Raw genomic sequence first — 22,295 nt, 5'->3', positions numbered from 1 at the left:
GACGGTTCCTTTCAGATGAACAGATGGGTGATTGCATTGAAGGTGAAGCCGATCGTCAGGATGCCAACGGTCACCACGGCCACGAATGTTGCCAGCAGCGGCACCCTGACCACGCGCTTGAGCATGATCAGCGAGGGCAGCGACAGCGCGGTGACCGCCATCATGAAGGCCAGCACGGTGCCCAAGCCCACGCCCTTGGCGACCAGCGCCTCGGCGATCGGCAAGGTGCCGAAGATGTCGGCATAGATCGGGATGCCCACCAGCGTGGCCACCGGCACCGCCCACCATTTGTCCTGCCCCAGCAATGCGCCGATGGTGGACGCCGGGACCCAGTTGTGGATGGCCGCGCCGATGCCCACCCCGATCAGCACATAGGGCCAGACCTTGCGCACGATCCCGGTCACCTGCTCGCGCGCATAGGCCACGCGCTCGGGGCGGGTCAGGATCTGGTCGGTGTCGATGACGGGGACGTCTCGGACGAAACCCGCGACCTGATCCTCCATCCCAAGCCTGCCGATCAGCGTGCCGCCCAGGATCGCCACCAGCAGGCCGACCCCCACATAGGCCAGCGCGATCGGCCAGTTGAAGACCGAGGCCAGAAGGATCACCGAGGCCATGTCCACCAGCGGCGACGAGATCAGGAACGCGAATGTCACGCCCAGAGGCAGGCCCGCCGCCGTGAACCCGATGAACAGCGGGATCGAAGAGCAAGAGCAGAAGGGCGTGATCGTGCCCAGCAGCGCGGCCATGGTGCTGGCCCCGATCCCGGACCGCCCCCCCAGGATCCGTCGCGTCCGTTCGGGCGGAAAATAGCTTTGCACGTAGGAAATCGTGAAGATCAGCACCGAGAGCAGGATAAAGATCTTGATCACGTCATAGACGAAGAAGTGCACCGACCCGCCGATCCGCGAGGCCGGGTCCAGCCCTGTGGCCCGCACCACCGCCGTCACCAGATCCGACAGCCACTGCATCCGCAGCACTTGATCGTTCAGCCAGCCCGGAATGGTCATGTCAGCGCCTCTGCGACAGCCGATGGGAAAGGACATCGCATCATGCACCGCGACAAACCACACCCTGATCGGAAGATGTGCCCAAGCATCACGATAGAAGAGTGGTCAAGACAGTGCCTTGATCCAGATCAGTCTTTGCAATCCGCTTTCTTGAAGGACGCCGTCTTGGTGGGCAACGGCGCAGGGCGCGTTCCGGATCAGCGCCATCGTCCGCTGGCAGCCTGCCGGCCCCCAGATGCGGCGATGCCTGTCCGCAGTGCCACGGGCGGTCACCTTGTCAGATGTCCCTGAGGGTCAGAGGATTGGGCAGCGATCCCCTGCAGCCCTGTGTTTGGGACGGTTTTATCAGGCACGATCCGCAAGGCGCGCAACGCATTCAGGATCACCGCCACGTCGATCAGCTCTTGCAGGATGGCGCCCTGCACCGGGGACAGATATCCGAATGCGGCGGCGACCATGCCCAGAACCGACAGGCCGATCCCGGCCACGACGCTTTGCAGGGCAATCCGGCGGGCACGCTGCGCGATCTCGATGCCGGGCAGCAGGTTGTCCAGCCGGTCGACCAGCAGCACGACATCCGCCGCCTCGGCCGATGCCGCCGCCCCGCGTGCGCCCATCGCGACCCCGATATCGGCGGCGGCCAGCGCGGGCGCGTCATTCACCCCATCGCCGACCATCATCACGGCGCCGGACGCGCGCTCGGACAGGACCAGCTGCACTTTTTGGTCCGGGGTCAACCCGGCGTGGAGACCGTCCAGCCCAAGCCCCGCCGTCACCGCCAATGCGACGGCCAGCCGGTCGCCCGTGGCCAGAAGGATGCGCCCGATGCCGCGTTTGCGCAACGCCGCCAGCAGCGCCACCGTGCCGGGGCGCACGGCGTCCGCCAGAACCAGATGCCCCGCCAGAAGGCCGTCCACGCCCACAGACACGACCACCGCGCCCTCGTCGCGCAGGGGCACATCGGCCCCTGTCAGGCCCAGCTGGGCCATCACGAAATCGGTGCCCCCCACGACGACCCGATGGCCCTCCACAAGGCCGGTGACGCCTTCCCCGTCGGTCTCCTTGATGGCACCGGGCATGGGCAGGGCGATGCCCCTGACCGCCGCAACGATCGCCTGCGCGATCGGATGGCCAGAGGCCTGATCAAGCGCCGCTGCATAGCGGATGATCTGATCGCGGCTCAGATCGCCCGCGACCTGCACCGCCACGATCTGCGGGCGCCCTTCGGTCAGGGTGCCGGTCTTGTCCAGGATCAGCGTGCGGATGCCGGCCAGCGCCTCCAGCGGTTTCGCCCCCTTGATCAGCACGCCGTAATGCGCCGCCCGCGACAGCCCTGCGACCAGCGCCACCGGCACGGCGAGGATCAGTGGACAGGGCGTGGCCACAACCAGAACCGCCACCGCGCGGATCGGATCGCCGGTGAATCCCCATGCGAAGGTCGCCAGCGTGACCGTCACCGCCAGAAACAGCAACGAATACCGGTCGGCCAGCCGCGCCATCGGCGCCTTGGAGGCCTGCGCGCTTTCCACCAGACGCACGATCCCCGCATAGGTGCTGTCGGCGGCGCGGTGGGTGGCGCGCAGATCGAAGGCATCGCCGGCATTGGTCGATCCGCTCATCACCTCGTGACCCTGCTGCCGCCGCACCGGCATGGATTCCCCTGTCAGCGCCGATTGGTCCAGCAAGGCGCCCGGACTGGCGACAGTACCGTCCACCGGTGCGATGGCGCCCCGCCGGATCAGCAGCAGATCACCGGGCACGATCGCGTCCAGCGCAACCTCGGTCAGGGTGTCGCCCTGATGACGGGTGGCGGTTCGCGGGACACGGGACAGCAGGTCGGTCATCTCGCGCCGCGCCCGTCCGGCGGCAAAGCTCTCCAGAAAGGTGCCGCCGGAATACATCAGCGCCACGACTGCCGCGGCCAGCGTCTCGCCAAAGATCAGCGCCGCGAACATCGACAGGGCCGCGACGATGTCCAGCCCGACCTCGCGGCGCGCAAGGCTGTGCAGGATCTCGACCACCAGCGCCGCCAGAACCGGGATGACCCCGGCGCTGAAGGCCAGCGTGGCAGGACCGGGCCAACCCATGGCCATGAGTCCCAGCCCGGTCAGCAGGCCCAGCAGGGCCACGGTCAGAAGCGCCAGATTCGCGCGATCAGCAAGCATGGCTTTCATCGAAGAACTATCCTGTCGCCGCAGCGCGTGGGGGCTGTCTTTGGAAAACTGATCGAGGCTTGTCGGTCCGGCGGGCGATCACCGGATCGCTACGCGCCCCGGGTCTGTCGAAGACCGTCACCGTCAGTAAGGATGACGGTTATGCCGAAAAATCAAATGGCAAATAGGCTGCACGGCTGAGGTCCGCGCGCATGCCATGCGGATGGTGTCGGAGCATTGAGTCTCCTGCAAGGCACAAGCCGGGGCCATCACATCCAAGATCGGCTGCAATCCGCAGATCTTGCGCGAATGCGTCAAGCAGGCCGAAAAAGACAACGGTATGACGACAGCGGACCGGGATCGGATCAAGGCGTTGGAACGCGGGAGCCCGGAATTCCGCCAGACCAGTAAGATCCTGCGCCAGGGTCAGCCGGTGCAGGCGCCATTGCTTCCAGCCCATTGGCGGACGACTTCACCTGCGTATCGACATGCCAGAGGTTTGCTTCTGTGGCCCGTTGGCGTGGTCAACAGAATCGATGGCGTTTCCATGGCTCGATCAGTCTCTGCATGATCGACGGACTGCTCAGAAGGGCGGATGCGTTCGCCCGTTTGACCGTCGCGCAGTCTGGGCGCCGTCGATCTCCGGCGGACGAGGCCTTGCCACGTCAGGTCCGTCGTCCGGTCAAGGCGCGGCATGCGTCCTGGTATCCCAGAGGCCGCGGCTCCGATCAGGGCGTTCATTCCACGGGAAGGCCGGACTAGGGCCGCTCAACAGGCCAACCCGGCGGCTGCGAGCCAAGGGCCGACACTATGTCGCAGGGTTGTGCCCCAAAAGATGTCGCAGGCCAGCGTCACCGGAATCCGGGACAGATCGTCACAGATCCGTGAGCCTTCACTGGCGCATGATTCGTTGGCGCTTCGTTTTAAACGATCCGGTTTCGCGCGCTTTGTCGGTCATGCCTGTGCCCCCGGGACTTTCGCTGGACTGGCATCGGAAGCGTTCGGTTCACGACCACGCTGCGCCCGATCGACGCAGCTTGCCTGCGACAACGAAAGATTTGTTCAAATGCCCGGATCGGCAGCACCCTGATCCGGCATATCGAGCGGCGTCATTGATCTCCGTTCGTCATGCCGCACATCGAGGAGAGACGTGATGGAAGCTGTTGCCACTGAAGTTGTCCCGGAGGCCATGAGCGCCTTCCAATACCTGCTTGTTTACAACTCGATCTCATTCACCTTCGCGGCCATGGCGGCCGCCACAATCTTTCTGTGGTTCGGCCGGTCCGAGGTTGCGCCCCCCTATCGAACCGCGTTGGTCATTTCGGGACTGGTGACGGCCATTGCCGCCTATCATTATTTCCGCATCTTCCAAAGCTGGGAAGCCGCCTTTCTGTTCGAGAACGGCGTCGTGTCCAACACCGGATACGCGTTCAACGATGCCTATCGCTATGTCGACTGGCTTCTGACGGTGCCGCTGCTGCTGATCGAGCTGGTGCTGGTCATGCGCCTGTCGCGCGACGAGACGGTCAGCAAGGCCACAAGACTGGGGGTTGCCGCAGCGCTGATGGTCATTCTGGGCTATCCGGGCGAGATCGCCGACAGCAACGGCACCCGGGCGCTGTGGGGGTTCCTGTCCACGATCCCCTTCGCCTATATCGTGTACGAGCTGTTCAGCGGTCTCAGCCGCGCGATCGAGACGCAGCCGCCGCAGGTGCGCTCGCTGCTGAAGCAGGCCCGCCTGCTGACCTTTGCGTCCTGGGGCTTTTATCCCATCGTCTACATGGCACCCTTTGCCGGGCTGGACGGGCCGACCGCGAACACCACCATCCAGATCGGCTATACCGTTGCCGACCTTGTGGCCAAGGTGGGTCTGGGCATCCTGATCTACATCATCGCGATCCGCAAATCCGAGATCGAGATGACCAAGACCACGCCCGTTCAGGCATGAGCCGGTCCCCCGGGATGATCGTCATGACCCATTCCGATCCGTCTGCCGCAGGTTCCGGGGGCGCCGCGCTTGCGGCCTTCTGGACCGCCATCGCGATGCTGCTGGCGGTCCGCTTTCTTGGCGTGGATCTGGGCGGCCAGCTGAGCACGCTGGCCGCGACCGCCATCTTCCTGTTCGGAGGTCTGCCGCATGGCGCCTATGACATCAGCCTGCTGGCCCGGGTGTCGGGCGGCAACCGAAAGCGGCTGGCGGGCATCACCGCGATCTATATCGCCATCGTTCTGACCATGGTGCTTGCATGGCGGCTGCGCCCCGATGCGACGCTGGTCTTCTTTCTGATCGCCGCCGCCTATCATTTCGGCGAGGACTGGGACCGGATCGAGGATGCCCTGTTGCGGGTGATCTGCGGCGCCTCGGTCGCGGCGGCCCCCGCGCTGGCGCATCCCGATCAGGTTTCCGCGATCTTTTCCGACATGACCGGTGGTCGCGGCGGCGCTGATGTGGCAACGGGCCTGTTCCTGATCGCCCCCATGGTGCTGGTCGTCACCGCAGTGTGCTGCCTGATCGTCTGGCAGCGCGGCGACCGCAGGGGCGCGATCAGCATGGCCGCTGCGATGGCGGCCCTGCTGCTGTTTCCGCCGGTCATCGGCTTTGCGCTGTTTTTCGTCTGCCTGCATTCGCCCCGCCATCTGGCCCATGCCCAGCTGACACTGGCTGATCTGTCATGGCGATGGCGCGCCGCGACGGCGATCGCCCTGCCGGTCGCGGCAGCCGTGATATGGATCATGGCGACGCGGATGACAGGCGGCGCGATCACGCCGGACGTGACAGCGCAGGCCTTCCAGCTGCTGGCGGCGCTGACCATTCCGCATCTGGTCGTTTCCTCTTGGCTGGAACGCGCCCGACCCGGCGACTGAAGCCCGGATCGGTGAGGCGGTCTGGCCCGCTTGGTCCCCCACGGCGAGGGCCGTTTTCTGCGCCTCGATGATGCCCCGACCCTTTGTGCCAAGGCACAGATTGCCGCAAACGCCCGTCCGCGCGACAGATGTCAGGCGAAAGCCCCGTCAGAGGATGCGGCGGTTATCCGCGAATGTCCTGAGGGGCGCCGGATTGCGCTGCAGGATGCGTCGGGGCGCAGGGCTGCGTCGGCACATCCTGCCGATGCAGCCGGGCGATGTCGCGGCCACCGCGTCGGACACCACCCTGCTGCAACCGCTGACTGGCGCGCGGCGCCACATTCCGGTCGCCAATGGTTTGGGGCGATACGGCGACCGGTTCCACGGCTATTGTGACATCCGGCACCCCGATGCCCGGCAGGCCCGCCCCCTGTCGCATCACCGGGGTGCCGCATGACCGAACCGATCCAAAGGACAACCGACATGCCATCCCATATCCGCCCCGAGGCCCATCTGATCCACCGCGTCGGCTGGCTGCGTGCCGCCGTCATGGGGGCCAATGACGGCATCGTCTCGACCGCCAGCCTGATCGTCGGCGTGGCCGCCGCCAGTCCCGACCGCGCGCAAATCATGGTCGCGGGGCTGGCCGGGCTGGCGGCAGGGGCCATGTCGATGGCGGCAGGGGAATACGTCTCGGTCAGTTCTCAATCCGATACGGAACGCGCCGACATCGCGCGCGAGCGCGCAGAGCTGTCTTCCGACCCTGCAGGAGAGCTGAATGAACTGACCCAGATCTATGTCGACCGGGGGCTGGACCGACCGCTGGCCTTGCAGGTGGCGCAGCAACTGACGCACCACGATGCCCTGGGCAGCCATCTGCGCGACGAACTGAACCTGTCCGAGGCGATTACCGCCGCACCGGTCCAGGCGGCTGTGGTCTCTGCCGCGACTTTCGCCACCGGCGCGGCGCTGCCCCTGGCCGCCGCCGCGATGGCCCCGGACGGAGCGATTTCGGTCTGGGTCACGGCGGTGACGCTGCTGACCCTGGCGGGGCTGGGGGCGGTCGGAGCACGGGCCGGGGGTGCGGGCATCGGGCGCGGCACGCTGCGGGTGCTGGTCTGGGGGGCGCTGGCCATGGCAGCGACCGCCGCAGTCGGACATCTGTTCGGCGTCGTGACCGGCTGATGTGCCGGGTCCGGTTTCCGGTGGCAGCGACCGGACCCGTCCAGCGTTCCCGTTCCTGCATTCAGGCGGTACAATGTTTTTCGAAAAAGCAGGGACATCGATGACAATGACAAGGCAGATCGGATGGTCATCGATTGACCGCTGGCCGACGTGAAGACCCGACGACGACTGCTCAATCCGTCCCGGTCCGCACGCGTGCTGGTTGCACCGTCCAGATCACCGGGCAGCGATGCGGTTCTGGCGACCATTCTGGCCGCGATCGCGGGCGCCGCGAATGCCGGGGGGTTCTTTGCGCTTGGTCAGTACACCTCGCACATGACCGGCTATCTGGCCGCGCTGGCCGACAATATCGCCATTGCAAACCTGTGGATCGCCGTGATCAGCGCGCTGGCCGTCTCGGCCTTCGTTGCCGGGGCGGGGTTCAGCGCGATCCTGATCAACTGGGCGCGCGGATATGCCGTCCGGCAGCAATATGCCCTGCCAATGGTGGTTCAGGGCGCCCTGCTGGCCTGCTTTTCCATGGGCGGCCTGCTGACCGGAGAGGTCGGGCGCATCTTTTCGCTGGCTTGCCTGTGCTTCATCATGGGGATGCAGAACGCCACCATCACCAAGATCTCCGGGGCGCGCATCCGCACCACCCACGCGACCGGCATGCTGACCGATATCGGGATCGAGATGGGCCGCGCAGCCTATGGCAGGCTTCGGCCCGGCTGCGGCGTCGCGTGCGACCGGCACAAGATGCGCATCCTGCTGCAACTTGTGGGCGCCTTCCTGCTGGGCGGAATTTTCGGGGCCATCGGGTTCGGTCTGGTCGGGTTTCTGTTCTCGATCCCGCTGGCCGCGGCGCTGATCGCCCTGGGTCTGCCGGACCTGCTGAAGTTATCTGCAATCCCGCGCTGGTCGTAAGGTTGCTGCAAGCTTTGCCGCGCATGGATGACCGCATCGAAACCCCGATGACGGAGACCCCCATGCGGACCCCCCTTTTTGCTCTGATCCTGGCCGGACTGGCCTTTCCTGCCCTTGCCGCCGAACGCTGCGACGTGCCGCAGGCCGACTGGCGCCCGGTCGAAGAACTGACTGCGGATCTGACCGCCAAAGGGTGGACCGTCAGCAACGTCAAGACCGAGGATGGCTGCTACGAGGTCTATGGCCATGACCAGACCGGCGCGCGGGTCGAGACGTTGTTCGACCCCGCAACCTTCGAGGCGGTGGGCAGCGATGACTGACAGGGTCCGCGTGTGGGACGGCTTCGTGCGGCTGTTCCACTGGTCCCTGGTCGCGCTGATCGCAGGCGTCTGGCTGACCGCCGAAGGGCCCAGGCTGCTGCACGAGCGGTTGGGCTATGCCATCGCGATCCTGATCGCGGCGCGGCTGGTCTGGGGGCTGATCGGCCCCCGCCACGCCCGGTTTGCGGATTTCATCCGCAGGCCCCGCACCGTGCTGGCCTATCTGCGCGATCTGCGGGCCGGGCGGGAACGCCGCTATCTGGGCCACAATCCAGCGGGCGGCGCGATGATCGCGGCGCTGCTGCTGGCCGTCACCGGCACCGCGCTGACCGGCTGGCTGCAGACGACCGATGCCTTCTGGGGGTCGTCCGCGATGGAGGAGGTTCACGAGGTTCTGGCCACCCTGATCCTGGTGCTTGCGGCCCTGCATGTGACGGGGGTGCTGGTGGAAAGCCTGCGTCACCGGGAAAATCTGATCCTGTCGATGCTGACCGGCACCAAGCGGGCGCTGTCGGACAAGGACCGCCGATAAGGCCCCCGCCACCCCCCCGCCCCCGCCCCCGCCCCCGACCCATGACCCATGACACGATCAGGGACCGTTCCCGGCCCGGACAACGACAGGCATTGCGATGACCGCCACCGACTTCACCGCCCGATCCATCCCTCCGGCCGATCAGCGGCGCCGGATCAATGTCCTGCGCGGGCTGTTTCTGGCGGCCCTGCCGCTGGTGCTGACCGGCCACCCGCTGTGGTCGGCCCTGCCGGCGGCGGCGCTGCATGTCACCGGCACGATCCTGATCTTTGTCGCGATCCTGGGGCGGTTCTGGGCGACGCTGTATATCGGCGGGCACAAGAACGACCGCCTGTTGCAGGACGGGCCCTATTCAATCTGCCGCCATCCGCTGTATCTGTTTTCGATCATCGGCATCGCGGGCTTTGGGCTGGCTCTGGAAAGCCTGATGCTGGCGGGGCTGTTCGGGCTGGCGGGCGCCGTCGTGCTGCATGGCATCGCCATGCGCGAGGAACGGTTTCTGCGGGCCCGGTTCGGGGCCGCCCATGACGCCTATCGCGCCCGCGTGCCGATGATCCGCCCGCGCCTGGCGGGCTTTCACAGCGCTGCGCAGGTTCAGGTGCGCCCGCATCTGCTGTGGCGCAACGGGCGCGATGCGCTGGTCTTTCTGTCGGCTTTGCCTTTGGCCGAGGCGGTCGATCTGGCCCATCGCGCCGGGCATCTGACCCTGCTGGGGCTGTGGTAGGGAAAGGATCAGGGGCCCAACCCTCGGGCGGGCCTCAGAACCGCAGCACGACAACCGCCCGGCCCGCCGCCATGACGTGATCCACCGCGATCCCCTGTGCGCCCGCCAGCTGCGCCACGATCGAAAGCCCCAGCCCGGCGCCCTGCGAGAGCGCCGATTTGTCAAAGGTCGCATGGCGGAACGCCGCCCCAGATCCTACCGCGTTCGAGATGCGCAGCACCGCACCTTGATCCGGCCCCTCAACCGCCCCCTCATCCGGCCCCGCATCCAGCACCACCCGGATATCGCCGGTCCCATGGGCTGCCGCATTGGCCAGCAGGTTGCGCAGGATCATCGCCAGCGCATCGGGATCGACGGCGACAGGCATGCGCGCCTGTTCGCCATCGTCAAAGATCGCCGCAATGCCGGTTTCCGCCATCACCAGCCGCACCACCCGCACCAGATCGCAGGGGCCAGTGCCGGTCATCCCGGCCTCGGCCCGCGACAGCTGCAACAGACGCTCGACCAGATGACCCATCCGGCCAAGGGCGCCCGCCAGCCGGCCCGCAGCCTTGGGATCGGCCAGCCCTGCGGCGATCAGCTGCGCCTGCGCCGAGGCTGCGGCCAGCGGCGTGCGCAATTCATGCGCGGCATTGGTGGCGAATTGCCGTTCCGCGTCGATCCGGGTGCAGATGATGTCCAGATAGCCGTTCAGCGCCTGCGGGATCGGCGCCAGCTCGACGGGCAGATCGGGGGCGGCGACCGGCGACAGATCCTGCGCCGAACGCCCGCGCAGTGCGGTTGCGAACCCCGTGGCCGGGCGCAGGGCCGTTGCCACCGCCCCCCGCACCGCGATCAGCGCCGCCAGCAGCACCGGCAGCATCAGCGCCACCAGCCAACCCAAGGTTTCGACCAGCTCGTCACGCCGCCATGCGCCGCTTTGGCCGACCTCGACCGTGACCGGGCCGTCGGTCAGGCGAAAGACCCGCCAGCCGCCGCTATCCTGCCCGCCATCCCCCGTCAGGGCCGGCCAGGGCGCATCCGCGATCAGCCGCCCCGCATCCGACAGGCGGATCGCCACCTCGTCGCCCGGCGTCACCGGACCGATCTGCCCCGCCCCCTGATAAAGCGCCAGCGACAGCCGCGCGGCGCCCGCAAGGCTGTCATCCATCAGCTCGGACATCTCATGCGCGATCACCGTTGCGGCCAGCGCGACCCCCGCCAGCCAGGCCAGACAGGCGCCCGTGACCACCCGGCGCACCAGCCGGCCGCGCAGCGACCAAGGCGCCGTCATGGGATCAGGTATCCCAATCCGCGCCGGGTCTGGATCGCCTCCGCCCCCAGTTTGCCCCGCAGGCGCGAGACATAGACCTCGACCGCATTCCCCTCGATCGCGTCGTCAAAGGCATAAAGCCGCTCTTCCAGCACCTGTTTCGACAGCACCCGACCCCGCGCCGACAGCAGCGCATCGAACAACGCCCATTCGCGCGAGGTCAGCCGGATCTCGGCCTCGCCGCGATAGAGGCGCGCGCCCGCCCGGTCGATCCGCAACCCGCCCAGATGGCTTTCCGTCGCCGGATCGCCCGAGGCGCGGCGGGCATGGGCGCGCAGCCGCGCCTCGATCTCGGCCAGATCATAGGGCTTCACGACATAATCATCCGCCCCCGCATCCAGCCCCGCGATGCGTTCGGATATCTGGTCGCGCGCCGTGGCGATGATCACCGGCACCCGGTTGCCCCCCCGCCGCAGATCGCGCAGCAGCGACAGCCCCGACCCGTCCGGCAGCGCCAGATCCAGCAGGATCGTGTCGAACACCGCCACATCCAGCGCCGCCCGCGCGCTGTCCAGATCGGGCGCATGATCGACCGCATGACCCTGCGCCCGCAGGAACCGCGCCAGCGCGTCGGCAATGTCGGCCTCGTCCTCGATCAGCAGAATGCGCATGGCGGTTTCCTTGACATGTCGCCCACAGATGCAGGGGCCTGCCGGTCCGATCAATGGAAATCATGCCGCCCGGACAGAAACGTGGCGCGGGGGCGATCTGTAAGCCTGCTGCAAGGTTCGCCCGTCACAGGGGGTTCACGAACCACGCAAAGGCATCGCCATGCAAGCACTGCGCCATTCCCCGGACCATGCCATGCGTCTGGATATCCTGTCGCCGCCCGATGCCGGATGGCAGGACGCCGCCACGCTGATCCGGACGCATTTTCGCGACATCTATCAGGCCACCATCACCCTGCCAGCGATCCCGCTGGCCGTGACGCGCGCCGCGTCCGGCGCCGTTCTGGGGGCCGCCGGTCTGCGGGATGCGGCGGATGGATTTTTCTCGCAGGTCTATCTGGACCGGCCCGTGGCGCAGATCCTGACGCAACGCAGCGGGCGGACGGTCCATGACGGCGACATTCTGGAGGTCGTGTCGATGGCCTGCCCGCGCCCCATCGCGACCCTGCCGCTGATCGAGGCGATCGCCGCCGAGGCACGCCTGCGTGACAAAAGCTGGGGCCTGTTCACCGCCACCGCCGCGCTGGTCACGCTGTTGCAGCGGACCGGCGTGCCGTTGCTGGCGCTGGCGCCCGCCCGGCCCGACTGCCTGCCCGGGGCGGTTTCGTGGGGTCGATATTATGACACCGACCCCTGGGTCTGCGCCTTGCAGGAGCAGGCCGAGCCATTGCGGTTCATGCCCCGCCCCTCCCGCATGTCCCAGAAGGGCTTTGTACGATGATCCCGGTCTTTGACGCTTTGTCCCGCCATGCCCGTCAGCGCCCCGACGCCACGGCCTTTCGTGATGCCGACCGTCGGATCAGCTGGGCCGGTCTGGCGGATGCGGTCGGTCACGCGGCGGCGGGCTTTGCCGCAGGCCCGCGCAGGGTCGGCCTGCATCTGACCGGTCTGGATTATGTGATCGGCGATCTGGCCGCGACGCTGGCCGGATGCCGGGTCGTGCCTGTGCCGGGGTTCTTTTCAACCGGGCAGATCGCGCATCTGCTGGCAGATTCGGGCGCCAGCCTGATCGAGCGGCTGCCGCATGGCGACGCCGCGCTGCCCCTGAGCTATGCTGGCGGGGCCGACCGGGTGATCTATACCTCGGGGACGACGGGGCGGCCCAAAGGGGTGGTGCTGGGCGACCGGCAACTGAACGCCCAGACCCGCGCACTGGCGGCGGCCATCGGGGCCGTGCCCGGCGACCGCTATCTGTCGGTGCTGCCGCAGGCGCAGCTGCTGGAACAGATCTGCGGCATCTTCGTGCCGGTCCTGACCGGGGCGGAAACCATCATCGCCGCCGAAGGCCCGGCCTGCCTGTTCAGCGGTGACGGCACCGCGCTGGCCCGCCTGGCCGATGCCTGCCGACCGACCGTGACCGTGCTGGCGCCGCGCCAGCTGACCCTGTGGGTGGCGGCCCTGCGTCAGGGCGCCCGCGCGCCGGACAGCCTGCGATACATCGCCGTCGGCGGCGCCCCGGTTGCGCCCGCCCTGCTGGCCGAGGCGCGCAGCCTTGGCCTGCCCGTGGCCGAGGGTTATGGCCTGTCCGAAGCATCCTCGGTCGTGGCCATGACCCCTGCGGGGGGCACCGGGATGGTGGCCCTGGACGGCACCGATCTGTGGATCGAGGATGGAGAGATCGTGGTGGACGGCCCCGCCGTCATGGCCGGATATCTGGGCCATGCGCCCCATTCCGGGCCGTGGCGGACCGGCGATCTGGGGCGGCTGAGCGATGGGCGGCTGACCGTTCTGGGGCGGCGCGACGGCATGATCCTGCGCGCCTCGGGGCGCAATATCGCGCCGGAATGGGTCGAGGCTGCGGCCTTGGCCGACCCGGCCATCCCGGCTGCGGCCCTGATCCTGACAGGCGACGACCGGCTGGTTCTGGTGTTGGCCGCCACCGCCAGCCCCGACATGGTGGCCCTTGCCGCACGGCTGGCCGATCTGCCCGACTATGCCCGCCCCGAGGCGCTGATCTTTGCCGATCCGCGGCAGGCGGGCCTGATCCGCCCGTCGGGGACCGCCGACCGTCAGGTGGCGGCGCGGATGGCGCAGGCCCCCGGCGCCCAGTTGATCCCGTTGCCCGCGCAGCCGGTGCCCGCATGACCGGGCTGCGCGTTCTGATCACCGGGGCCGGATCCGGCATCGGTCGCGCGCTGGCGATCGAAGCAGACCGCCACGGTCACCGCGTCATTCTGGTCGGTCGCCGTGCCGGACCCCTGACGCGGACGGCCGAGGGGATGCGTGATGCGTGGGTTCTGCCCGCCGACGTAACCACCCCCGATGGCCGCGCGTCGATCGCGCGGGCGGTCGCGGAAACCGGCCTCGATATCCTGATCAACAATGCGGGTGTCGTGCCGTCAGGCGCGGCGGATGCCAGCGACGACGCGCAGATCGCCGCGACGCTGGCGCTGAACATCGCGGCCCCCATCGCGCTGACCCGCGATCTGCTGGGCGCGCTGACCGCCAGCCGGGGGCAGGTCGTCAATGTCGGCTCGGTCTTCGGCGATATCGGTTTTCCATACTTCAGCCTGTATTCGGCGTCGAAATTCGCGCTGCGCGGCTATTCCGATGCGCTGCGGCGCGAGCTGGCTCCGCGCGGGATCGCCGTCACCTATCTGGCCCCGCGTGCGACGCGCACCGATGCGGCGCAGGGGTTCGCGCGGCTCATCGGGCCGATGGCGATGACGCTGGACAGCCCGCAAATCGTCGCTGGCCATGCCTGGCGGGCCATTGCCGCCCGCAAGCGCGAACAGATGCCCGCCTCGCGAGAGCGGCTGTTCGTGGCCCTGCAACGCCTGCGCCCCGGTCTGATCGACCGCGCGCTGATCCGCCTGGCCCGCGACCCGGCCGTCATCGACGCCGCCCGCGACCTTTCTTCCTGACCATCCGAGGATATCATGACCTATAACATCCTGCGCCACCGCGACCATCCGGGCGGGCTGACCGATCCCGGCCTGCTGGCCACCATCCGCGATGATCTGGCCCGCGACGGCTGGACCCTGCTGCGCGGCTTCGATGCCGACATGGACGGTTTCTCGGGGCTGGTGACGACGCTGTGCCGCCGCGTGACCTTTGATCCGGCGCGCAACCACACGACCGACACGACACAGATGGTCGATGCCGGCCTTGGTCCCATCGGCCTGCATATCGAGAACGGCAACACGCCCCGCTGCCCCGACATCGTGACCTTTTTCGCGCAAACCGCGGCCTTCGAGGGATCGCAAACCACGATCTGCGACGGGCGTGCGGTCTGGGACCGCTTCGACGACGCGCAACAGGCCCGCTGGTCGCAGCGCATGACCGTCGAACGCGTCCTGCCCGAGGCGTTGTGGAAGCGCTATCTGGCCAACGAACACCCCGCCATCTCGGACCCGTCTCAGGTGACGATGGATCATGTGCTGCAGTTCAAGGCCGCGATCCCAGATCAGGATTTCGCGCTGCATCCCGACGGATCGCTGACCTATCGCCTGACGCTGGACCCGGTGCGGCCCTCGGCGTTTGGCGGCGAGACACGCGGCTTTGCCAATGCCGTTCTGGGGCCATCGCATAATTACCAGCCGCCCCGCTATGCCATGGCCGACGGCACCGAGGTCACGCCGGATGAGATCGAGCAGATCCGCGCTTTGGCCGAAGAGGTCACGCATGAGATCAACTGGCAGGACGGCGATATCGCCATTCTGGACAATACCCGCGTCATGCATGGCCGTCGTGCCATCGCTGACGCCAATCGCAACCTGTTCATCGGCATGGGCACGATCTGACATGGAGACCGCAATGACCCGCATCCTTTCCCTTGTGACCGCATTGGCCCTGACGGCCCTGGCCCCCGCCGCCATCGCCGCGCCCGGCGCCAGCGTGCCCGCATCGGGCCGGCTGGCCTTCGACGTGATCCGCAAGGACCGCGACATCGGCGACTATGTCGTCACCTTCCGCGGCGCGGGCGACGATCTGACCGTGGACATCGCCACCGATGTCCGCGTCAAGGTTCCGGTGATCGGCGTCAGCGCCTATCGCTTTGCGCAGACCAGCACCGAGACATGGCGCGGGGGACAGCTGGCCGGGCTGACATCGCGCACCGACGACAATGGCACGGCCCATGACATCCGGGTGGGCGCGACCTCTCTGATCCCGGCCAGCCTGTGGAACGCCGATCTTGTGCGCGCCCGCGCGGTGCTGAACACCATCGATGGCAGCACCGATGCGATCACCGTCAGCAATCTGGGAATGGACAGCGTCGCGACCGGTCAGGGCCCCGTCGAGGCCACCCATTACGCCCTGCGCGGTGGATTGGATCGCGACCTGTGGTATGCAGGCGCCACGCTGGTTCATGTCCGCTTCGCCGCCGAGGACGGGTCGCAGATCGACTACGTCCTGAAATAGGCCGGGCCGTCGAAAATGCCCTGTCCGCTGCGACAGTGTCGCGGGTCGGGCACCATTGGCGCAGCAGGGGCGTTCGGCAGCACCATGGCGTGCGCAGGCGCGCCATCCACGGCGCGCCTGTCCGTTTCGGTCGTGCCCCCAGACACAGGTGACAGGCGATCCATGGCCCCTCAGGACGACGACAGACCCCGGCTGCTGTCCATTGCCACGGCGATCCCGCCGCATCTGCTGCGTCAAGACGATATCCTGACGGAATCGCGGGCGCTGCTGCAATCACGGTTTTCCCAGTTCGACCGGCTTGCCCCGGCCTTCCTGAATGCCGGGATCGACACCCGTCATTCGGTCGTGCCTTTGGACTGGTTCCGCCAGCCCCACGGTTGGGTGGACCGCACGCAGGCTTATGCGGACGGGGCCGTGCGGCTGTTTTGCGATGCAGCGGCTAAGGCGTTGGATCAGGCGGGGCTGCGCGCGGATCAGGTCGATGTGATCGTCACCGTCTCCTCGACCGGGATCGTCACGCCCACGCTGGAGGCGCTGAGCGCAAAGCAGATGGGGTTTCGACCCGATACGATGCGCGTGCCGGTCTTTGGTCTGGGCTGCGCGGGCGGCGTGTCGGGTCTGGCGATCGCCGCCGATCTGGCGATGGCGCGCCCCGCCGCCGTCGTGCTGATGGTCGCGGTCGAGACCTGCACCGTCCTCTTCCGACTGGACCGGCTGGCCAAGGCCGACATCATCGCTACAGCTCTGTTCGGTGATGGCGCAGCCGCCGTCGTCCTGCGTGCCGGGGTTAGGGCCGACGATCCCCGCCCCCGGATCGGGCAGGGACGCCAGCACATGTGGCCCGACACCCTGAGCATCATGGGCTGGACGGTCGAGGAAACCGGGCTGGGCGTGATCTTCGACCGCTCGATCCCCGCCTTTGCCGAGGCCGAATTGCGCACCGCGCTGGACAGCCTGATCCCGGATCATCCCGTGGATCGCCATGTGTGCCATCCGGGCGGTGCCAAGGTCATCACGGCGCTGGAATCCACGCTGTCGCTGGCCGATGGAGCGCTGGACGCGGAACGACAGGTTCTTGCCCGCAACGGCAACATGTCGGCCCCGACCGTCCTGTTCGTGCTGGATCAGGTGTTGAAAGATGGCGCCACCGGATCGCTGCTGGCGCTGGCGCTTGGTCCCGGATTCACGTTGTCGGTTCTGCCGATCACGGTCGCCAGCCATGACTGAACACGCGCTGTCCGTCAGCTTCATCGCCTTTCTGCTGCTGCAACGGGGTGGAGAACTGCTGCTGGCCCGTCGCAATACCCGTCGCCTGCTGGCACGGGGTGCTGTCGAACATGGCGCCGGACACTATCCCCTGATCGTCACGATGCATGCCGCATGGCTGTTGGCGATCTGTGTCTGGGGCTGGTCGAACCCGGTCAGTCCGGGCTGGCTGGCTCTGTTCGTCGTCCTGCAGATCCTGCGCATCTGGGTTCTGGCCAGTTTGGGGTCGCGCTGGACCACGCGCATCATCGTCCTGAACGAACCTCTGGTCGTCAGGGGGCCATATCGCTTTCTGACCCATCCGAACTACGCGGTCGTTATCGCCGAAATCATCGTCGCGCCGATGGTTCTGGGCCTTTGGCCGGTTGCGATTGTCTTTACCCTTCTGAATGCAGTGCTCCTGACAATACGTATCCGCTCCGAAACAGGTGCGCTCTTAACATTAAGATAATGCTAGATAAAAAGTGTGCTGAGTGCGATAAATTGTCCTAGACACCTTCGCGTCTCGTTATCTACCGCCGCTTGAAATCGGCGGGCGATAGCATCCCGTTTTACTAGTGCTTGCCCGTCGGGTCTTGGAACATCTCACTGTAATCGAACACGCCCTGCTTTGCTTTTTTGCGGGTCCGCGATGTCCTGCGGCTGATCCGTAATGCTCCCGGCGACCGCATTCCCTTTTGCGCAGAGGGCGGCGTTCAGCGCCAGGTTCTTCGACGCAGCCGGGATGAGAGCTTGGCGCCGCCTCCGGTCGTCATGCCGCCACAAAGCGTGTTCCGGGTTGGGCATCCTGCCATCGCGATCGCCCGCCAATCTGCTGACCAAGACCGGTGATCAGTGTCATACCAAGGCTGTCTGAATCCTCGGCATCGAAATTGGGGTCAGATCCCGTCCATTGTCGCTGACCGTCAGCCGAGGCTGTTCCGGTCCGGTCGGCTGGATCGCGATCCGCAGGTCACCGACCCCTCCCGGCCAGGCATATTTCCAGGCGTTCGTGATCAGCTCATTGGCGAGAAGGGCCAGCGGCACGGCCAGATGCGCATCAGGACGCCGCGCCAGCGTGACGGGATAGGCCAGCAACGGCCCTGCCCCGCCGCATCGGTCAGCAGCGTTTTATAGGCCATGATCAACCCTCCTTGAGGGGGGGCAGATCGCGATCTGCGCCCGGACCTGCCGCATCCCGTGCAAATTGCGCCAGGCAAAGCGGTGCGACCTTGATCTGGATCAAGGCGGCGATTGCGCGGGGAACGCATCAGTCGGTCGCAACGCCCCGCGCCTTTGATCGCGGGAACCGCCGAAGGGATGCTGCATGTGGGATGTATTGAAACTGGTGCTGCTGGGCAGCATCGCCGTGATGGCCGCCATCGCGGCTAATTTTGCCCGCGACGGGGCCTATCAGCTGCATGCCGTGATCATCATGATCGTCGCCGCCGGTCTGTTCCTGTGGGTCCTGCGCCGCATCGACGAACCGCCCGCCCTGCCCCAGACCGGCTATTTCGACAGCGTGATCCGCGCCGGCGTGATCGCCACCGCCTTCTGGGGGCTGGCGGGCTTTGCAGTGGGCACCTTCATCGCGTTCCAGCTGGCCTTTCCCGCGCTGAATTTCCACTGGGCCGAGGGTTACGCCAATTTCGGGCGGCTGAGACCGCTGCACACCTCGGCGGTGATCTTTGCCTTTGGCGGCAATGCGCTGATCTGCACGTCATTTTATGTCGTGCAGCGGACCAGCGCGGTGCGGCTGTGGGGCGGCAATCTGGGCTGGTTCGTGTTCTGGGGCTACAACCTGTTCATCGTGCTGGCGGCGACCGGCTATCTGCTGGGATCGACCCAGTCCAAGGAATATGCCGAGCCGGAATGGTATGCCGATCTGCTGCTGACGGTCGTCTGGCTGGCCTATCTGGCGATCTTTCTGGGCACGATCATCCGGCGGCGCGAACGCCATATCTATGTCGCCAACTGGTTCTATCTGGCCTTCATCGTGACGGTCGCGATGCTGCATGTCGTGAACAACCTGTCGATCCCCGTATCCGTCTTCGGGTCGAAATCGGTGCAGGTCTTTTCGGGCGTACAGGATGCGATGGTGCAATGGTGGTATGGCCACAATGCCGTCGGTTTCTTCCTGACGGCGGGCTTTCTGGGGATGATGTATTATTTCGTCCCCAAACAGGCCGACCGCCCGGTCTACAGCTATAAACTGTCGATCATCCACTTCTGGGCGTTGATCTTTCTGTATATCTGGGCGGGGCCGCATCACCTGCATTACACCGCCCTGCCCGATTGGGCGACGACGCTTGGGATGGTGTTCTCGATCATGCTGTGGATGCCCAGCTGGGGCGGCATGATCAACGGGCTGATGACCCTGTCGGGGGCCTGGGACAAGCTGCGCACCGATCCGGTGCTGCGGATGATGGCCGTGTCGATCGGGTTCTATGGCATGTCCACCTTCGAAGGTCCGGTCATGTCGATCCGCGCCGTCAACGCGCTGTCCCATTACACCGACTGGACCATCGGGCATGTGCATTCCGGCGCGCTTGGATGGAACGGGATGATCACGTTCGGCGCGCTGTATTTCCTTGTGCCGCGCCTTTGGAACCGTCCGCGCCTGTACAGCCTGGCGATGGTCAGCTGGCATTTCTGGTTGGCGACCATCGGCATCGTTCTTTACGCCAGCGCCATGTGGGTGTCGGGCATCATGGAGGGCCTGATGTGGCGCGAGGTCGATGCCCAAGGCTATCTGGTCAACGCCTTTGCCGACACGGTCACCGCCAAGTTCCCGATGTATGTGGTGCGCGCCTTGGGCGGGGTTTTGTACATGGCCGGGGCGATCATCATGTGCGTGAACCTGTGGCGGACCGTCACCTCTGTGGGGGCTGTGCAGGCCACCGCGCCCTCCAATGCCGTTCCGGCGGAATAAGGACATCGCGACATGGGCATTCTGGACCGCCACAAACGCATCGAAACCCACGCGACCCTGCTGCTGGTGCTCAGCTTTCTGGTCGTGACCATCGGGGGGATCGTGCAGATCGTGCCGCTGTTCTATCTGCAGAACACCATCGAATCCGTCGAAGGGGTGCGCCCCTATGCCCCGCTGGAGCTGGCGGGCCGCGACATCTATCTGCGCGAGGGCTGCTATAACTGCCATAGTCAGATGATCCGGCCCCTGCGCGACGAGGTCGAACGCTATGGCCATTACAGCCTGGCGGCGGAATCGAAATATGACCATCCGTTCCAATGGGGGTCCAAGCGTACAGGCCCCGATCTGGCGCGGGTGGGCGGGCGCTATTCCGATGCCTGGCATGTCGATCACCTGACCGATCCGCAATCGGTCGTGCCGGGGTCGGTGATGCCGCCTTATGGTTTTCTGATGAACCGCCCTCTGGACGGGCGGTGGATCGGCGACAGCATGCAGGCCCATCGCACCGTCGGCGTGCCCTATGACGCCGACATGCTGACCCATGCCCGCGCCGATTTCCGCGCGCAGGCCGATCCGCTGCTGAATCCCGACGGGCTGCAGGACCGCTATCCGGGCGCCGAGATCCGCAATTTCGACGGTCAGCCCGCCTTGACCGAGATGGACGCGCTGGTCGCCTATCTGCAGGTGCTGGGCACGATGGTCGATTTCTCGACCTATACCCCCGATCCGAACCGCTGAGGAAGGCCCGCCATGGAGATCTATTCCCGCCTGCGTGCCTTTGCCGACAGCTGGATGCTGCTGTTCCTGACGCTGTTTTTTGTGGGCGTCATCCTGTGGGCCTTTCGCCCCGGCGCCCGCGCGGCGCAGGCCGAGGCCGCCAGTTCCGTGTTCCGCAACGAAGACCGACCCGCCCCGGAAAAGGAGCAGCAGCCATGACCGGCAAGACCCCAGACCCCCGGCAGCCCGGCCAGACCCCCAAGCGCCCGGCGGCCGCCGATCATCATCCCGGCGATCATCGTGCGACCGGGGCCGTGCCCACCAGCGCTGTTCCCACGGATAACATCCCCGCTGATCCCGTCCCTGCCGATGCGGGCCCCGACGATCGGATCGGTCGCGCCCGCCACCGTCCCGAACCTGCCGCCCAGCTGAAGGCACGCGACATCGCGACCACCGGGCACAGCTGGGACGGGATCCAGGAATATGACAACCCGCTGCCGCGCTGGTGGCTGTGGACCTTTTACGCCTGCATTCTTTACGCGATCCTGTATTCCATCGCCTATCCCGCATGGCCGATGATCGACCGCGCGACGCGCGGCGTTCTGGGCTATTCCACCCGCGACGAGGTGCGGGCCGATATCGCGGCGGTCGAGGCCGCCAATGCGGGCATCAAGGAACGACTGGTCGACACCGATCTGGAACAGGTGCGCGGCGACCCCGAACTGCTGCGCTTTGCCGGATCTGCGGGCGCCTCGGTCTTTCGGACATGGTGCGCGCAATGCCACGGCGCGGGGGCGGCGGGCGGACCCGGCTATCCCAACCATCTGGACGATGACTGGCTGTGGGGCGGCGATCTGGGCGCGATCTATGCCAGCACCGCGCATGGCATCCGCAACACCACCGATCCCGACGCCCGCTGGTCCGAGATGCCGGCCTTTGGCGACATTCTTGACCGGGACCAGATCGGCGCCTTGGTCCAGCATGTCCGCGCCATCTCGGGGCAGGATCATGACGCGGCGCTGGCCGCGACCGGGGCCGGGATCTATGCCGACAATTGCGTGGCCTGTCATGGCGACGCGGGCACCGGCAACCGCGATCTGGGCGCGCCCGACCTGACCGACGCGATCTGGCTTTATGGCGGCGACGAGGCGGCCCTGACCGAAACGATCACCCAGTCGCGGTTCGGCGTCATGCCCGCCTTCAACACCCGCCTGTCCGAGGCCGATCTGCGCGCCGTCACCGTCTATGTCCACGGGCTGGGCGGCGGAGAATAGCGCCGCCTGCGCCGGGAAGGATGGCCCCGCGCTTGACATGGATCAAGGCGCCGCCCCCGCCCCGGCCCTAAGGCTTGCCACATCCGAACCGGAGAGATCCCCGTGCATGCC

The 22,295-nt window shown here is 66.7% G+C and carries 24 protein-coding genes; 19 read left to right on the top strand and 5 right to left on the bottom strand.

Annotated elements, in window-relative coordinates; translation table 11 throughout:
* Positions 1-11: 11 nt before the first annotated feature.
* Together EG885_RS02075 and EG885_RS02070 are read right to left on the bottom strand one after the other, a co-directional pair.
* Positions 12-1,010, bottom strand: coding sequence for a permease (locus EG885_RS02075; RefSeq protein ID WP_131572818.1), 999 nt, complete (start codon positions 1,008-1,010; stop codon positions 12-14).
* 269 nt (positions 1,011-1,279) lie between these two features.
* Entirely contained in the window at positions 1,280-3,184 is a 1,905-nt protein-coding gene (locus EG885_RS02070; RefSeq protein WP_242679466.1) for a heavy metal translocating P-type ATPase, read from the bottom strand.
* A 1,168-nt stretch (positions 3,185-4,352) separates the two neighbouring features.
* On the opposite strand from EG885_RS02070, the gene EG885_RS02065 reads away from it, so the two are divergent.
* The 8 genes from EG885_RS02065 (at position 4,353) to EG885_RS02030 (ending at position 9,674) form a co-directional block, all read left to right on the top strand.
* Complete coding sequence (locus EG885_RS02065; protein WP_242679465.1) at positions 4,353-5,111, top strand: bacteriorhodopsin-like; 759 nt, start codon at positions 4,353-4,355, stop codon at positions 5,109-5,111.
* 23 nt (positions 5,112-5,134) lie between these two features.
* Positions 5,135-6,028 (top strand): Brp/Blh family beta-carotene 15,15'-dioxygenase, encoded by an 894-nt coding sequence (locus tag EG885_RS02060; RefSeq protein ID WP_165571003.1) that lies wholly within the window; start codon positions 5,135-5,137, stop codon positions 6,026-6,028.
* 205 nt (positions 6,029-6,233) lie between these two features.
* Positions 6,234-6,464, top strand: coding sequence for a hypothetical protein (locus EG885_RS02055; RefSeq protein ID WP_131572815.1), 231 nt, complete (start codon positions 6,234-6,236; stop codon positions 6,462-6,464).
* Between the two features lie 26 nt (positions 6,465-6,490).
* Entirely contained in the window at positions 6,491-7,192 is a 702-nt protein-coding gene (locus tag EG885_RS02050; protein WP_131572814.1) for a VIT1/CCC1 transporter family protein, read from the top strand.
* Positions 7,193-7,387: 195 nt separating this feature from the next.
* A complete protein-coding gene (locus tag EG885_RS02045; RefSeq protein ID WP_165571002.1) occupies positions 7,388-8,098 on the top strand; it encodes a YoaK family protein in 711 nt (236 codons plus the stop codon).
* A gap of 62 nt (positions 8,099-8,160) precedes the next feature.
* Positions 8,161-8,418: a PepSY domain-containing protein gene (locus EG885_RS02040; protein ID WP_131572812.1), complete on the top strand. Its 258-nt coding sequence runs from the start codon at positions 8,161-8,163 to the stop codon at positions 8,416-8,418.
* Positions 8,411-8,950, top strand: coding sequence for a cytochrome b/b6 domain-containing protein (locus EG885_RS02035; RefSeq protein WP_131572811.1), 540 nt, complete (start codon positions 8,411-8,413; stop codon positions 8,948-8,950). The genes EG885_RS02040 and EG885_RS02035 overlap by 8 nt, the downstream gene beginning before the upstream one ends.
* A gap of 97 nt (positions 8,951-9,047) precedes the next feature.
* Positions 9,048-9,674 (top strand): methyltransferase family protein, encoded by a 627-nt coding sequence (locus tag EG885_RS02030; RefSeq protein WP_131572810.1) that lies wholly within the window; start codon positions 9,048-9,050, stop codon positions 9,672-9,674.
* A 34-nt stretch (positions 9,675-9,708) separates the two neighbouring features.
* On the opposite strand, the gene EG885_RS02025 is transcribed toward EG885_RS02030, so the two are convergent.
* Positions 9,709-10,947 (bottom strand): histidine kinase dimerization/phospho-acceptor domain-containing protein, encoded by a 1,239-nt coding sequence (locus EG885_RS02025; RefSeq protein WP_131572809.1) that lies wholly within the window; start codon positions 10,945-10,947, stop codon positions 9,709-9,711.
* Positions 10,944-11,597, bottom strand: coding sequence for a response regulator transcription factor (locus EG885_RS02020; RefSeq protein WP_131572808.1), 654 nt, complete (start codon positions 11,595-11,597; stop codon positions 10,944-10,946). The genes EG885_RS02025 and EG885_RS02020 overlap by 4 nt, the downstream gene beginning before the upstream one ends.
* Before the next feature lie 160 nt (positions 11,598-11,757).
* Here EG885_RS02020 and EG885_RS02015 point away from each other — a divergent pair, with 160 nt between their 5' ends.
* The 7 genes from EG885_RS02015 (at position 11,758) to EG885_RS01985 (ending at position 17,733) form a co-directional block, all read left to right on the top strand.
* Positions 11,758-12,375, top strand: a complete 618-nt coding sequence (locus EG885_RS02015) for a thermostable hemolysin (RefSeq protein WP_131572807.1) — start codon at positions 11,758-11,760, stop codon at positions 12,373-12,375.
* Positions 12,372-13,739 (top strand): class I adenylate-forming enzyme family protein, encoded by a 1,368-nt coding sequence (locus EG885_RS02010; protein WP_131572806.1) that lies wholly within the window; start codon positions 12,372-12,374, stop codon positions 13,737-13,739. The genes EG885_RS02015 and EG885_RS02010 overlap by 4 nt, the downstream gene beginning before the upstream one ends.
* Positions 13,736-14,518, top strand: a complete 783-nt coding sequence (locus EG885_RS02005) for an SDR family NAD(P)-dependent oxidoreductase (RefSeq protein WP_131572805.1) — start codon at positions 13,736-13,738, stop codon at positions 14,516-14,518. Before EG885_RS02010 ends, EG885_RS02005 begins: the two co-directional genes overlap by 4 nt.
* Before the next feature lie 15 nt (positions 14,519-14,533).
* The gene (locus tag EG885_RS02000) at positions 14,534-15,397 is read left to right on the top strand and encodes a TauD/TfdA family dioxygenase (protein WP_131572804.1); all 864 of its coding nucleotides are present in this window, start codon (positions 14,534-14,536) and stop codon (positions 15,395-15,397) included.
* Between the two features lie 13 nt (positions 15,398-15,410).
* On the top strand, positions 15,411-16,016 hold the full coding sequence (locus EG885_RS01995; protein ID WP_131572803.1) for a DUF6134 family protein: 606 nt from the start codon (positions 15,411-15,413) through the stop codon (positions 16,014-16,016).
* 162 nt (positions 16,017-16,178) lie between these two features.
* Complete coding sequence (locus EG885_RS01990) at positions 16,179-17,243, top strand: type III polyketide synthase (RefSeq protein ID WP_131572802.1); 1,065 nt, start codon at positions 16,179-16,181, stop codon at positions 17,241-17,243.
* The gene (locus EG885_RS01985; RefSeq protein WP_131572801.1) at positions 17,236-17,733 is read left to right on the top strand and encodes an isoprenylcysteine carboxyl methyltransferase family protein; all 498 of its coding nucleotides are present in this window, start codon (positions 17,236-17,238) and stop codon (positions 17,731-17,733) included. Before EG885_RS01990 ends, EG885_RS01985 begins: the two co-directional genes overlap by 8 nt.
* Before the next feature lie 386 nt (positions 17,734-18,119).
* Here the strand turns inward: EG885_RS01985 and EG885_RS01980 are convergent, their stop codons facing one another.
* Complete coding sequence (locus EG885_RS01980; protein WP_131572800.1) at positions 18,120-18,359, bottom strand: ATP-binding protein; 240 nt, start codon at positions 18,357-18,359, stop codon at positions 18,120-18,122.
* A 229-nt stretch (positions 18,360-18,588) separates the two neighbouring features.
* Between EG885_RS01980 and ccoN the strand changes: the two genes are divergently transcribed.
* From ccoN to ccoP, 4 genes are read left to right on the top strand one after another with little or no spacing between them, the layout of a single operon-like run.
* Complete coding sequence (gene ccoN / locus EG885_RS01975) at positions 18,589-20,193, top strand: cytochrome-c oxidase, cbb3-type subunit I (RefSeq protein WP_131572799.1); 1,605 nt, start codon at positions 18,589-18,591, stop codon at positions 20,191-20,193.
* A gap of 12 nt (positions 20,194-20,205) precedes the next feature.
* A complete protein-coding gene (gene ccoO / locus EG885_RS01970; protein WP_131572798.1) occupies positions 20,206-20,931 on the top strand; it encodes a cytochrome-c oxidase, cbb3-type subunit II in 726 nt (241 codons plus the stop codon).
* A gap of 12 nt (positions 20,932-20,943) precedes the next feature.
* Complete coding sequence (locus tag EG885_RS01965) at positions 20,944-21,129, top strand: cbb3-type cytochrome c oxidase subunit 3 (protein ID WP_131572797.1); 186 nt, start codon at positions 20,944-20,946, stop codon at positions 21,127-21,129.
* On the top strand, positions 21,126-22,184 hold the full coding sequence (gene ccoP / locus EG885_RS01960; protein WP_131572796.1) for a cytochrome-c oxidase, cbb3-type subunit III: 1,059 nt from the start codon (positions 21,126-21,128) through the stop codon (positions 22,182-22,184). The genes EG885_RS01965 and ccoP overlap by 4 nt, the downstream gene beginning before the upstream one ends.
* Positions 22,185-22,295: the final 111 nt, after the last annotated feature.

The organism is Paracoccus nototheniae (assembly GCF_004335005.1).
Taxonomy (GTDB): Bacteria; Pseudomonadota; Alphaproteobacteria; order Rhodobacterales; family Rhodobacteraceae; genus Paracoccus; species Paracoccus nototheniae.
This window is presented reverse-complemented; position numbering and strand designations above follow the sequence as displayed.